At 40.4% G+C, this 12,666-nt stretch carries 14 protein-coding genes; 9 read left to right on the top strand and 5 right to left on the bottom strand.

All coding sequences use genetic code 11. The features are described from left to right. Positions 1 to 117 precede the first annotated feature (117 nt). Entirely contained in the window at positions 118 to 1,125 is a 1,008-nt protein-coding gene (locus JG30_RS06480; protein ID WP_046317421.1) for a linear amide C-N hydrolase, read from the top strand. A 68-nt stretch (positions 1,126 to 1,193) separates the two neighbouring features. On the opposite strand, the gene JG30_RS06475 is transcribed toward JG30_RS06480, so the two are convergent. Then, positions 1,194 to 2,363: a metallophosphoesterase gene (locus JG30_RS06475; RefSeq protein ID WP_052725253.1), complete on the bottom strand. Its 1,170-nt coding sequence runs from the start codon at positions 2,361 to 2,363 to the stop codon at positions 1,194 to 1,196. Continuing rightward, positions 2,360 to 3,277, bottom strand: coding sequence for a phosphate/phosphite/phosphonate ABC transporter substrate-binding protein (locus tag JG30_RS06470; RefSeq protein WP_046317419.1), 918 nt, complete (start codon positions 3,275 to 3,277; stop codon positions 2,360 to 2,362). The genes JG30_RS06475 and JG30_RS06470 overlap by 4 nt, the downstream gene beginning before the upstream one ends. Positions 3,278 to 3,492: 215 nt before the next feature. Here JG30_RS06470 and msrA point away from each other — a divergent pair, with 215 nt between their 5' ends. Continuing rightward, positions 3,493 to 4,014, top strand: coding sequence for a peptide-methionine (S)-S-oxide reductase MsrA (gene msrA / locus JG30_RS06465; RefSeq protein ID WP_046317417.1), 522 nt, complete (start codon positions 3,493 to 3,495; stop codon positions 4,012 to 4,014). On the opposite strand, the gene JG30_RS08685 is transcribed toward msrA, so the two are convergent. Further along, entirely contained in the window at positions 3,986 to 4,693 is a 708-nt protein-coding gene (locus tag JG30_RS08685; RefSeq protein WP_052725252.1) for a prepilin peptidase, read from the bottom strand. The genes msrA and JG30_RS08685 overlap by 29 nt on opposite strands. 213 nt (positions 4,694 to 4,906) lie before the next feature. On the opposite strand from JG30_RS08685, the gene rpsL reads away from it, so the two are divergent. Genes rpsL through fusA form a run of 3 tightly spaced genes read left to right on the top strand, consistent with a single transcriptional unit; the run spans position 4,907 to position 7,954 of the window. Further along, positions 4,907 to 5,320: a 30S ribosomal protein S12 gene (gene rpsL, locus JG30_RS06455; protein ID WP_046317415.1), complete on the top strand. Its 414-nt coding sequence runs from the start codon at positions 4,907 to 4,909 to the stop codon at positions 5,318 to 5,320. Between the two features lie 41 nt (positions 5,321 to 5,361). Continuing rightward, positions 5,362 to 5,832, top strand: coding sequence for a 30S ribosomal protein S7 (gene rpsG, locus JG30_RS06450; RefSeq protein WP_046317413.1), 471 nt, complete (start codon positions 5,362 to 5,364; stop codon positions 5,830 to 5,832). A 34-nt stretch (positions 5,833 to 5,866) separates the two neighbouring features. Continuing rightward, on the top strand, positions 5,867 to 7,954 hold the full coding sequence (gene fusA / locus JG30_RS06445) for an elongation factor G (RefSeq protein WP_046317410.1): 2,088 nt from the start codon (positions 5,867 to 5,869) through the stop codon (positions 7,952 to 7,954). A gap of 304 nt (positions 7,955 to 8,258) precedes the next feature. Here fusA and JG30_RS08900 read toward each other — a convergent pair whose 3' ends face one another. Both JG30_RS08900 and JG30_RS08895 read right to left on the bottom strand, forming a co-directional pair. Further along, positions 8,259 to 8,468 carry a hypothetical protein gene (locus JG30_RS08900; protein ID WP_052725251.1) on the bottom strand — a complete coding sequence of 70 codons (210 nt, stop codon included), beginning with the start codon at positions 8,466 to 8,468 and terminating at the stop codon, positions 8,259 to 8,261. Between the two features lie 41 nt (positions 8,469 to 8,509). Then, complete coding sequence (locus tag JG30_RS08895; protein WP_052725250.1) at positions 8,510 to 8,893, bottom strand: TetR/AcrR family transcriptional regulator; 384 nt, start codon at positions 8,891 to 8,893, stop codon at positions 8,510 to 8,512. Positions 8,894 to 9,214: 321 nt separating this feature from the next. On the opposite strand from JG30_RS08895, the gene JG30_RS06435 reads away from it, so the two are divergent. The 4 genes from JG30_RS06435 to JG30_RS06420 all read left to right on the top strand — a co-directional run bounded on the left by JG30_RS06435 (position 9,215) and on the right by JG30_RS06420 (position 12,663). Continuing rightward, complete coding sequence (locus JG30_RS06435; RefSeq protein ID WP_046317408.1) at positions 9,215 to 10,246, top strand: efflux RND transporter periplasmic adaptor subunit; 1,032 nt, start codon at positions 9,215 to 9,217, stop codon at positions 10,244 to 10,246. After that, entirely contained in the window at positions 10,239 to 10,928 is a 690-nt protein-coding gene (locus JG30_RS06430) for an ABC transporter ATP-binding protein (protein WP_046317405.1), read from the top strand. The genes JG30_RS06435 and JG30_RS06430 overlap by 8 nt, the downstream gene beginning before the upstream one ends. After that, complete coding sequence (locus JG30_RS06425) at positions 10,915 to 12,087, top strand: ABC transporter permease (protein WP_046317403.1); 1,173 nt, start codon at positions 10,915 to 10,917, stop codon at positions 12,085 to 12,087. The genes JG30_RS06430 and JG30_RS06425 overlap by 14 nt, the downstream gene beginning before the upstream one ends. Before the next feature lie 147 nt (positions 12,088 to 12,234). Then, entirely contained in the window at positions 12,235 to 12,663 is a 429-nt protein-coding gene (locus JG30_RS06420) for a MarR family winged helix-turn-helix transcriptional regulator (RefSeq protein ID WP_143443913.1), read from the top strand. The last annotated feature ends 3 nt before the right edge of the window (positions 12,664 to 12,666 follow it).

Raw genomic sequence — 12,666 nt, 5'->3', positions numbered from 1 at the left:
AAAAGGTAATCTATCCTTCAGCTATTATAAAAATTAGATTAATTTGTATGTAAAAAAAACTTATTTCGTAAAAATGATACAATATAAATAAAATATTCTTTAAGGAGGATGATTTCAATGTGCACCAGCATTGCAATACAAGCGGATAATCAGGATCTTTTTTGGGGTAGAACAATGGATTTTCCGTTTGATCCTTTTAAACCCAGTGCGGATAGTAAAATCATCGCGTACCCACAAAATTACGAACTACAAGGTTTACAACAAAATTGGACCACCAAATATGCTTTTGCAGGTGTAAGTGTCAATGATTCACTTTTTTTCAATGATGGGATTAATAGTGCCGGGATTGTTGGTGATGCTCAATTTTTAGAAGAAGCTACTTGGTCAGATAAAAAGAGTCTGCAACAACGCCAACTGCAGCCGATTATCGGTGAAGAAGTGGTCGCTTATGTTTTAAGCAATTTTGGCAGTTTAGCAGAAATTAAAACAGCTTTTCAACATTTAGGGCAAATATATGTCCCTTATCCAGATTGGGAACAAGCAGATACCGGGGTTACTACCCCTATACCGATGCATTACACATTTTTTGATACTCAAGGTCGGAGTTTAATTTTAGAGCCGGTGAGAAATGGAGCTTTCAAAATTTATGACGGGATTGGAGTAATGACCAATAGTCCGGAATATCCTTGGCATTTAGATAATCTTCGGAATTATGTCCAATTAACTAATCATAACTTGGGTTACAATCAATTAACGCCGCAATTGAAGATTAAGCAAATTGAAAGTGGTTCAGGCTTATTAGGATTACCGGGAGATTACACGGCTCCGTCGCGCTTTGTGCGGGCTACTTTTCTTTCAAAATTTTTGCAACCATTTAAACGCGATCAAGGTATCAGTCAGCTATTTAATGTTTTTAAAGCGGTGGCAGTTCCTAAGGGCATTGAACATGAAACTACGCAAAGTGCAGAATTTGATTATACAGGCTATTGGTCCGGTTATGATGTTTCTCAAAGAACACTCTTCGTGCAGCCGGAAGATTGCCCTACGTTGACGAAATTTACTTTAAAAGCGGATCTAACCGAAAAAACCACCAAAAATATTAGTCATCAATTATTAGCCCACTAAATATTGGCTTAGAGGTTATAAGAATAAGCAGACTAAAAAAACGTTCCCGCTGGCGAGAACGTTTTTTATTAAGAATTCGCTGCTTGTTGCTGGGTAAAGTAGCTCATACGATCCAGTAAGTTGACAACATATTGTTGGATACAGCGATCAAAAGGCAGATCTGAGCGATTAGAGAGTACCGTTATCACTTTTTGAGGAGACTGCAGTTGTAATTGAGGAAACAGCTGGTGCCCTTGGTCAATGGAAAATTGATATTTTTTAAGGGCGTATATGGGATCGAAGTCCATCACTAAATTTTGCCACTTAGCAGCTGTTAAATAAACTTGATAAAAATCAGCTGCATAATAAGTTTTTAAGAAGTTTTGCCAGATACTCTCATTAAATGAGGTTTTCAGCCATGCCAGATAAGCATCATATTGGGGTACGGTAAAACTGGGCGTCACTGGTAATGCAGTACTGTTTATGATTTGCGGTTGCTGTAGCCGAGTGGTTAACTGAAAGGTTCCTAAGGCTTGACCATGAGCACCGGGCTGGAGAAACGGCACCGGGCCGCAATAGCCGCTGTTCAACCAATGTTGATGACCACAAATCAAACCATCAATTTGCGATCCAAACTGGTGCATCAAGTGATAGGCTTGATCTTCGCCGGTGTTATATTCCGTAATCCGCCCCGTAGCCGGATCACATTCTAAACCGCCATGGTAAGCCACAATTACATAATCAGCTTGATCCCGAAGTTCTGGGAGATACTTTTGCAGAGCTTCGCTGACATCTAAAATATGTAACTGTTGGGTAAATTGGAAATCTAAAATCTGACTTAAAAAACTAGTGATCAGCCCAATCACGCCAATTTTAACAGTTCCTTTTTGTTTAATAGTATACGGCTGGAATAACAAATTACCAGCAAGGTCCGTGAGATTGGCACAAACATAGTCTGCTTGCAATTGAGCGGTTAGGTCTTGCAAGTGTTTAATTCCCCATTCGAGATCATGATTGCCGGGAATCATGACATCAAAGTGACAAGCGTTAGCTAACTCGACCATGGGGCGGCCAGCGGCTGTTAAATTGTAAAAACTGGCTAATGCACTACCGGTAAAAAAATCACCATTATCAATTCTGAGCGTGTCAGCTGCCGGCGTTTGATGTAAATAAGAAATGAGGGGATTCGTTTGGTTTATCGCATCATTGGTCAAAGAACCATGCAAATCAGTCGTTGCTTCAATAATAACTAGGCTCATTGTTTAATGCTCTTGGCTTGCTTGATATAGGAAGCCATGGTTTGAAAATCGGAATTTTTAAAGGAAGCATAACCGTTATGATTCCACAATTTCATAGCTTTTTTACCAGCAGGATCGTGAGGCATTTGTTGGAAAACCCGCTTAACTTGTTTTTGTAACTTCGGATCCATTTGAGTCTTGACAGCAATCACATCATTGGGAATGTTGGCTTTGGATAAGGCCACAACTTTTAAACTTTTATATAAATCGCTGTTACCTACTTTACCGTTAAAAACTTGACGAGCTCCTTGGAAAACAAAAGCGGCATCTACTTGATTATTCAATACGGCAGTAATTTCACTCGGAATATCGTTTACTACAATGGTTTTGTTGTCCTTTTCCAAATTAATACCTAGTTTTTTGAGTTCTACAGCAGGATAAATGTAACCACTCGCGGAATTAGCATCAAGGGTGGCAATTTTTCGATTTTTGAGATCACTTAATTTATTAATTTTACTATCTGTCTTAGCGATAACTTCTGCTTTATAACCGTCAGCTAAGTGTTTTTCTAGTTTTTCGGTTTGTGGATTGTATGCTAGGCGTTGAGCTGTTAAGAGACCAACGGCCGATTTATTTTGTTGAGCTTGAACAAAAGATGCGGGCGGCATGATCCCAATATCTATTTTTTTGGACTGCATAGCTTCGACAATATTGGTGCGATCGGTACTGAGGTGAATCTTAACGGTGCGATGTAATTTTTTGGATAAATACTTGGAAAAACTGTGAGTTTCTGTTTTTAAGTCGCTGTTGTTGTTTGATGGGACAAATTCCAAAACTAAAGGTTTTTTTTGACTTTGCGAATTATTTTGTTGACTACATCCAGACAAGGTAAAAATGGCCGTTACTGTGAGAATCACTTTACTCAACTTTTGCATGTTTATTCCTCCAAAAACAAACTTTAAATAGTTTTTTATAAATATTGTTCGTCCATGAACCAGATTATCACGCATTTAATTGGAAAACAACCTCAAATAAATAATATTAACGAACTTTATTAATAAATGAATGTAGATTCTCCAAGGTCCGCTGGCTCTTTTTGGGGGGTAATTATGGTATGATAAAGACAATTCTTTGAAAGGGAGGTTGGGTAATGGAAGAAACGGCAATTTTTGCTGGTGGTTGTTTTTGGTGTATGGTCGAACCTTTTGATCAAATGCCAGGTATCAAGCAAGTAGTTTCCGGATATACTGGCGGTCATGTGGCCAATCCCACTTATCAACAAGTCGCTAGTCATCAAACGGGGCATACTGAGGCAGTGAAAATCACGTTTGATCCGGAAGTCATTTCTTATTCCGACTTAGTGGAAATCTATTGGCAGCAAACTGATCCAACTGATGCTATGGGTCAATTTCAAGATCGGGGTGATAATTATCGCCCAGTCATCTTTGTTAAAAATGATTATCAACGAAAAATCGCTGAACAATCCAAGGCCAAATTAGCAGCTAGCGGGCGATTTACACAACCAATTGTGACGACCATTGAACCCGCACAACCTTTTTATCCGGCAGAAGCAGAACATCAGCAATTTTATCAAAAAAATCCATTACGTTATGAATTAGAAGAAGCTGGTGGCCGGCGCCAATTTAAAGACCAGTATTGGAAGCAAAAATAATTAAACCGCCAACGTACAATACGAGGCCGGCCATAATAAATGGAACGAAGGGGACTGCCTGTAGTGGCTGTCTCTTTAACTTACATACGCCAAAATAAAGTAAAGCTAAACTAGTGGCTAAGACAGTAACATACAAGGTGGGACTTAATCCCAGGGCCAAGGCGATCACCAGTAAAATTTCGATATCCCCGAAACCCAAACGTGGTTTGAAAAAATAGTAAAAACCTAGTAGCACGAGAGCCAGCAAACTCCATAGCAGCCAAGCAGTCGGCGTAGGGAAGGCTTGAATTAAAGTCCAAACAATACTAGGAAAAAGCACCCGCGGATCGATACAGAGTGCTAAATAATCACTCCATGCACAACTCAGTAAACTAAGACCTAACAGTAAAAGTAAATACGGTGGATAGCTTTGTTGCCATGTACATTCCAGTCCCCAAAATCCGCCGGCCAGTTCTACAAGAAACAATCCGGGGGCGATGGGATGTTGGCAAAAACTACATTTACCACGAAGCCAAAGATAGCTGAGAATCGGTATTTCGTGGTACCAGCGCAAAGTTTGTTGACAAAAATCACAATGGGAACGGCCATGGATAAAGGATTCTTGGACTAACGGCCGACTCGTGACCACCGCACCAAAAGAGGCTCCGCAGCAACCTAATAGAAAATTCAAAAGCAACATCTAGTTCTCCTTTCAATAACAAATTACCCGTAAAAATAAAATTTCGTGAGAAAAATTCAAGAAGTAATTGACATTTAGGAAAGAGGATGCTAGTCTGATAATTGTGCTTTTTAGTGGCAAGTTGTCTATGAGGCAAGCTGTTCAGGTGTTTTTTTGTAGATTAAAAAGAACCACCTGGCTGTGTGTACTTAAAAATCAAGGAGGAATTTTTTAATGCCAACAATTAATCAATTGGTACGTAATGGTCGTAAATCCAGAACTTCCAAATCCGATTCACCAGCATTGAACTTTGGCTATAATAGTATGAAAAAAATTGCGACGGATAATCCGGCTCCGCAAAAACGAGGAGTTGCTACGCGTGTCGGAACCATGACTCCGAAAAAGCCAAACTCTGCTTTACGGAAATATGCCCGTGTACGGTTATCGAACTTAATTGAAGTAACTGCCTATATTCCTGGAATTGGTCATAATTTGCAAGAACATAGTGTTGTGTTAATTCGCGGGGGACGTGTAAAGGACCTGCCTGGGGTACGTTATCATATTATTCGGGGTGCTTTGGATACCGCCGGTGTTGACGGCCGGATGCAAGGTCGCTCAAAATACGGTACTAAAAAACCGAAAAAATAATTAATGATGAGTTAATTATCTAAATTTCAAGGAGGATATCCATGCCAAGAAAAGGTAGCGTCTCAAAACGCGATGTTTTGCCAGACCCAATTTATAATTCAAAACTAGTTACTCGTTTAATTAATCATTTGATGGTTGATGGTAAGCGGGGAAAGGCATCTTCAATTTTATATGATGCTTTTGATATCATTAAAGAAAAAACCGGCAATGATCCTGTAGATGTTTTTAATGAAGCTATGAAAAATGTCATGCCAGTGTTGGAAGTTAAGGCTCGCCGGATTGGTGGTTCTAACTATCAGGTACCTATCGAAGTACGGCCAGAACGGCGGACAACTTTAGGACTTCGGTGGCTAGTAAACTATGCGCGTTTACGTGGCGAACATACGATGGATGAACGTTTAGCTGCCGAAATTATGGATGCTGCTAACAATACGGGGGCTGCGGTTAAGAAACGTGAAGATACCCATAAAATGGCTGATGCCAACCGCGCCTTTGCCCATTATCGTTGGTAGAGTAGCGATTGATTGAGAGGAGTACTAATATCTAATGGCTAATAAACGTGAATTTCCTTTAGAAAAAACACGTAATATCGGAATCATGGCCCACATTGATGCCGGTAAAACAACAACAACTGAGCGTATTTTGTATTACACCGGTAAAATTCATAAAATTGGTGAAACACACGATGGTGCTTCCCAAATGGATTGGATGGAACAAGAGCAAGAACGTGGTATTACGATTACTTCGGCTGCCACGACTGCGCAATGGAAAGATCACCGGATTAATATTATTGATACTCCAGGACACGTGGATTTCACGATTGAAGTGGAACGTTCATTGCGGGTTTTAGATGGGGCGATCACTGTCTTGGATGCTCAATCAGGTGTAGAACCGCAAACAGAAAATGTTTGGCGGCAAGCAACGACTTATCATGTTCCACGGATTGTTTTTGTTAACAAAATGGACAAGATTGGTGCCGACTTTGACTATTCGGTCCAAACCATCAAGGATCGATTGGATGCTCAACCGTTAGCCATTCAAATGCCAATCGGTGCGGAAGATTCTTTTGAAGGTGTGATTGACCTCATTGAAATGAAGGCCGATTTATACGATGAAGATGAATTAGGCTCCAAATGGGATACAGTAGATGTACCGGATGATTATAAAGAAGAAGCCCAAAAACGTCGGGCACAAATGATTGAAGAATTAGCCGATGTTGATGATGATATTATGGACAAGTACCTGGAAGGTACGGAAATCAGTAATGATGAAATTCGGCAAGCAATTCGGAAGGCAACCATTGACTTGGAATTATTCCCTGTTTTAGCCGGTTCAGCTTTCAAAAACAAAGGCGTGCAAATGTTAATGGATGCGGTGGTTGATTATTTACCGTCACCATTGGACGTTAAGCCTTATAACGCTACAGATCCGGCAACAGGTGAAGAAGTGGAATTGAAAGCTGACGATGCGAAACCTTTTGCCGGTTTGGCTTTCAAAATTGCTACGGATCCTTTTGTTGGTCGGTTAACTTATTTGCGGGTATATACCGGAACTTTGGAATCCGGCTCATATGTTTTAAACGCTACAAAAGACAAGCGGGAACGTGTCGGTCGTTTATTACAAATGCACTCTAATCATCGTAAAGAAATTCCGGAAGTCTTTTCGGGAGATATTGCAGCGGCTATCGGCTTAAAGAATACTACAACAGGTGATTCTTTAACTGATCCGGATCATCCGCTGATTTTGGAATCTATGGAAATTCCTGATCCCGTAATTCAAGTTTCCATTGAACCGAAATCTAAGGAAGATCGTGATAAGTTAGATATTGCTTTACAGAAGCTGGCGGAAGAAGATCCGACTTTCCAAGCTGAAACCAATCCGGAAACTGGCGAAACTTTAATTGCCGGCATGGGCGAATTGCATTTGGATATCATGGTGGACCGGATGAAACGTGAATTCAAAGTAGACGCTCAAGTGGGTGAACCGCAAGTTGCTTATCGCGAAACCTTCACCAAAACGGCTTCAGCGGAAGGTAAATTTGTCCGGCAGTCCGGTGGTAAAGGTCAATATGGTGATGTTTGGATTGAATTTACCCCGAATGAAGAAGGCAAGGGCTTCGAATTTGAAGATGCGATTGTTGGTGGGGTAGTTCCACGAGAATATATTCCTTCAGTTGAAGCAGGTCTTAAAGATTCCATGGCTAATGGTGTTTTAGCCGGTTATCCATTAATTGATATCAAGGCGAAACTCTATGATGGTTCTTATCATGAAGTCGATTCTTCAGAAGCTGCCTTTAAAGTTGCGGCTTCGATGGCTTTGCATAATGCTGTTAAAGATGCGGGTGCGGTTATCTTAGAACCCATCATGAAAGTTGAAGTTGTAACTCCTGAGGATTATCTGGGTGATGTCATGGGTCAAGTTACTGCTCGACGTGGTCGCATTGAAGGCATGGAAGAGCGTGGGAATGCGCAACTAATTAATGCCTTTGTACCTTTAGCTGAAATGTTCGGTTATGCAACTACTTTGCGTTCAGCTACCCAAGGTCGAGGAACTTTCACGATGACCTTTGATCATTATGAAAAAACTCCAAAGAGTATTCAAGAAGACATCATTAAGAAAAATGGTGGACACTAAATAAACCACAAGAGCTAGGTTTTTAACCTAGCTCTTTTTTTGTGTGCAGTGCAATTCTTGTTAGCGACTCCAAGTGGCGAGTTATGAGAAAGAGACAGCCATTTTTGCGTTAGCAATGGAAAGAATCAAAAGGTAAAAGCAGTGGTTTACAAACACAATATCTTTGGCCTACGCCACAGGTGCATGCGACAGCTTTATCTGTGATTGATTAACAAAGATTGTTGGAACCCATTTCTCTTGATTTTTACACGTAGCGATGACTTGGAGACTATTGTCGTTTTTTTATATATTTCAAATTTCAATATTATTGTTGCGGAGCTGTTAAGCCGGCTAGAATTTGTTGTTGGACTAATTGTAAATCGCTTTGTTGAGAAGTCATCGAAGAATCTGGTAGTAGTTGTTTTTGGAACACATAAGCAATGAATGGTCCAATAAAAATCCGTAAAATTTGAATGGGAGTTAATTGCGAATTAATTTCTGAAAACCGTTGCTGTAGAGAAGCTAATTTAGCCAAAATCCCTGCAGAGTCTGAGAGCATCGCATGAAAAAGTTGGACTACGCTGCTTTCACCCAGGAGTAATTCCTGCAAGAGCAATTTAAAAAACTATAATTAGCTATGACAAATTGACTGCGATCATGGACAAAAAAGTTAATTAAAGCTGGTAACTGTTCGTAATTATTGAGTTGACTGAAGAAATTGTCTTTGATGGTATTGAGCATTGGTGACAATAGTTTCATTAATAAATTTTCTTTGGATGTAAAATATTTATAAATAGTACCTTCACTCACTCCGGCTTGTTGGGCAATTTTGGCGGTAGTGGTCGCGTGAAAACCCTTGTCGGCAAATAACTTTAAAGCAGGCAAGAGAACCTTCTTTTTCCCAGGAGGCATTGGTGCTTGCGCGAGTTGTTGTTCATATTTCATAATTGCTTGAGCCACGGTTTGTTCCTTCTTTGTTCACTGAAATTAAACTTATTATACTGGGCAATAATGGTTTAAGCCAATGGTATTTCCAAATAACAAAGCAGTTTTTGTCATAATCAGTGTTCTTTGGCTTCAAGCGCTGGTTACTGCCACAGGGTACTGATGCAGACAACTGCATCACTTTCTTGGTAAATGTTTAAGCTGAATAAACACTGCTTTTCAGATTTGTCCTGAGTTACTGCTTTCAGTGGTTGCTTTTTCTATACTGTTCTAGTATACTATGACACATATAGTTCTAATAATTATATTAATCGGGGAAATAAGGGAGAAATAACAATGAAACGTAAAACAATGTGGGGCTTAATGATCGTTGGGCTCGTTGTATTACTTGGTGGGGGAATTTTTGCATGGCACAAGGCTGCTTCGTCAGCTAACGGTCCACGTTTTCGCGTGGTGCGGTTACATAATAATAATTTTGCCGTAACCGGCAGTGTGCAAACTCATCGAACCGAAAAGCTCACGCCTAAAGAAGGTAAAGTGCAACAACTTTTTATTAGTAATGGCGAAACAGTTACTAAAGGTCAGGAACTTTTATCAACGTTTGATGAGAGTAAAACTCCGGATGTTCAGACAGCGCAACAAGCCGTAGCTAAGAGCCAGCGCGAATTGAACCAACAAGCGCAAGCCGTTAATGATCTGAAGTCCCAACTTAATCAAACGCCTGCTGATGATCCAAGTTATGAACAAACGCGCACGCAGCTCAAAGAAGCCAACAATAGTTATAAAGGAGCTCAAGCAGATTTACAGGACCAACAAAATTCGTTGGCTACTTTGCAAAAAACGCAAACGACCATTTTGCAGGCGCCTTATGATGGAGTAGCCACTGTTGACTATGCGCTGGATGGAACACCGCAAATTACCATTGTAACTAATGATTTACAAGTTAGAGGAGAAGTTACGGAATATGATTATGCGAAACTCAAAGTCAACCAACCTGTTAAAATTAAAGCTCTTGCCAATGGCAAACAGCAAACGGCCGCAATTGATTATTTAGCCAATAATCCGGCTCCAGATAGTCGAAAAAATATGAGTAAATATGAATTTACGGTGCCGGTGGATAATCGCTTTATGAATGGGCAGACGGTCAACATTAAAATTCCCCAGGATGATTTACGGTTACCCTTCAGTGCAGTACGCCATGGTCAGGTTTTCGTTTATCGGCAAGGACGGGCTTATCAACAGGCGGTCACTGTTCAAAAAAAAGCCGGTTATTATCGAGTCAAAACTGGCTTACACGCAGGTAGTCAAGTGATCATTAATCCTAATCGTCATTTACAAGACCAGATGAAGGTGCAGATCAATGATTAAATTGACTAATGTAAATAAATATTATCGCCAAGGCACACAGGCTTATCATGTCCTGAAAGATATTAATTTGCAGGTGGCTGCCGGTGAATTTGTAGCCATTATGGGTAAATCGGGATCAGGAAAATCGACGCTGATTAATATTATCGGTTTTTTTGATGATCAATTTTCTGGACAATATCAATTTAACAAAATTCAAGTGGACCAACTTAAACGCAATCAGTTCTCCGATCTGCGTAATCAACAAGTAGGCTTTATCTTTCAAAATTTTAAATTAATTAATAATTTAACAGTCGCAGAAAATGTCGGTCTGCCTTTGATTTATGCTGGAGCGCGGCGATCCCAGATTCAAGCACGGGTGCAACAGCAATTAAAAGCAGTAGGCTTGCCTAATGTCGCCCAACAATTGCCAACTAATTTATCAGGTGGGCAGCAGCAAAGAGTATCGATTGCGCGGGCTTTAATTACTCAACCTAGTTTTTTAATTGCTGATGAGCCCACGGGAGCCTTAGATAGTAAAACATCGCAAGAAATTTTAAATATCTTTCAAACTTTAAATCATCAAGGCACCACAATTATCATGGTGACCCACGATGAAGCCATTGCTGAACGCAGTGATCGGATTATTCGGATTTTAGATGGTCAGATTACTTCTGACCAGGAGGTGGATCATGCGCACGAGTGAACTTTTTAAAACTGCTTGGAAAGCTTTAATGGCTAATAAAAAACGTAGTATTTTAACCATGTCGGGTATTATTATCGGGATCGCCGCCGTGATTACTATTATTTCACTAGGTAATGGTATTCGGCAGGCAACCTTAAAGAATCTGCAAGCTACCCAAGGCGGTGAACAAACGACACAAATATACTATATGTCCAACGACACCAATGGCGATGATCAAGGGATCACACAAGATGATTTGTCGACCATTAATAATGTGCATTTTCGGGGCTTGGCGCGGGTTAAATTACAACAATCTAATGAGTACAAACAAATCCGCAGTCAAATTGGCCGCCGCGATACCGTTTTAAGTACGAAACTAATTAACAAGCCGCAAGATATTCACGTAGTGGCTGGTCATAATCTGACGTCTTATGATTTTGCTGTACAAAATCCGGTAGTACTAATTTCTGAAAGTTTAGCACAGCATGAATTTCATTCAGCAACCCAGGCGTTAGATCAACCCTTACTGGTGGGGCAAACTAGTTACCAGATTAAGGGTGTGATGTCAACTCCAGAAGATGAAACCCAAGTCTTTTTGCCTAGACGAGCCTATCTTAGTGGGCAAACCAATAATCAAAGTGATACGATCATTTTGACTTTTGATAAAGGCACGGATGCGGCGGCCACGACAAAACAAGTGTTACGACTTTTACGCAAAAATGGTGTTAACCGTTATGCCGGTACTTATGATTATGATGATACAGGCAAAATACTCAAGGGTATCAGTAAAGTTATTGACGCCTTAACTTATTTCATCGGTGCGGTTGCCGGCATTTCTTTAATTATTGCTGGTATTGGTGTGATGAACATGATGTATATTTCCGTTTCCGAACGGACCCAAGAAATTGGGATTCGTTTAGCTATTGGTGCCCGTCCGCGGACAATCATGCTGCAATTTTTGTTAGAAGCAGTCATGTTAACAACCTTAGGGGGAATCATAGGATTTCTGGACGGAGCCGGGTTAGCTTATGGGATTGCTTTGGCCCTACCATTTAAGGCAAAGATGTCTTTGAGTTCATTTGTCGTGGCCTTTCTTGTTTCTTCCACGGTCGGCATTATTTTTGGAATTTTGCCAGCTAAACAAGCAGCCAATAAAAATTTGATTGATATTTTGCGCTAATAGCGCCCAGCAGGCCTTCCAACTGGAGGGCTTTTTTGATTGGTTCCAGACAAACGGGAATTAACGATTGACAAGCTACCATGGGCGAATTAGAATATCTTTTGATAACGTTAGCCAGCTAACGTAATTGGCAAAGGAAGTGAGACTGTGGCTTACAATACCGGACGCTACTTAAAAATGGCCGCACGGCAATTAACTAAAAATTTTGATCAATTCGCACGGCAGTACGATCTAACGAGTACCCAAATGTCGATTATCGATTACTTAGGACGCAGAACCACTGCTCAAATTCTCCAACGGGATATAGAACAAGAATTTAATATCCGGCGGTCTACCGCCACTTTGATTTTACAAAGGATGGAAAAAAAGGGATTGCTGCAACGGTTTGTGGCGCACCATGATGCCCGTCAAAAAATGGTACAGCTCACGGCTAAAGGCCAGGAATTGATTACGCTAATCAGTCAATATATGGCTAGTCAGCAAGCAGATTTGGAGCAGCATTTCGGCACTACCAGAATTCGAGAATTTGAAGAAGTACTGCAATATTATTTGAATTTAGAAGGAGATCAACATTAAGCA

Origin of the sequence: Bombilactobacillus mellifer (genome assembly GCF_000970795.1) — a bacterium.
Classification (GTDB): domain Bacteria; phylum Bacillota; class Bacilli; order Lactobacillales; family Lactobacillaceae; genus Bombilactobacillus; species Bombilactobacillus mellifer.
Note: the sequence above shows the minus strand (reverse complement) of the source record. Positions and strands in the feature narration are given on the sequence as shown.

Bases quoted from the DNA above. Each gene is read 5' to 3' on its own strand.
- JG30_RS06480 (WP_046317421.1), top strand. From the start codon at position 118: ATGTGCACCAGCATTGCAATACAAGCGGATAATCAGGATCTTTTTTGG.
- JG30_RS06475 (WP_052725253.1), bottom strand. From the start codon at position 2,363: ATGAGCCTAGTTATTATTGAAGCAACGACTGATTTGCATGGTTCTTTG.
- JG30_RS06470 (WP_046317419.1), bottom strand. From the start codon at position 3,277: ATGCAAAAGTTGAGTAAAGTGATTCTCACAGTAACGGCCATTTTTACC.
- msrA (WP_046317417.1), top strand. From the start codon at position 3,493: ATGGAAGAAACGGCAATTTTTGCTGGTGGTTGTTTTTGGTGTATGGTC.
- JG30_RS08685 (WP_052725252.1), bottom strand. From the start codon at position 4,693: ATGTTGCTTTTGAATTTTCTATTAGGTTGCTGCGGAGCCTCTTTTGGT.
- rpsL (WP_046317415.1), top strand. From the start codon at position 4,907: ATGCCAACAATTAATCAATTGGTACGTAATGGTCGTAAATCCAGAACT.
- rpsG (WP_046317413.1), top strand. From the start codon at position 5,362: ATGCCAAGAAAAGGTAGCGTCTCAAAACGCGATGTTTTGCCAGACCCA.
- fusA (WP_046317410.1), top strand. From the start codon at position 5,867: ATGGCTAATAAACGTGAATTTCCTTTAGAAAAAACACGTAATATCGGA.
- JG30_RS06435 (WP_046317408.1), top strand. From the start codon at position 9,215: ATGAAACGTAAAACAATGTGGGGCTTAATGATCGTTGGGCTCGTTGTA.
- JG30_RS06430 (WP_046317405.1), top strand. From the start codon at position 10,239: ATGATTAAATTGACTAATGTAAATAAATATTATCGCCAAGGCACACAG.
- JG30_RS06425 (WP_046317403.1), top strand. From the start codon at position 10,915: ATGCGCACGAGTGAACTTTTTAAAACTGCTTGGAAAGCTTTAATGGCT.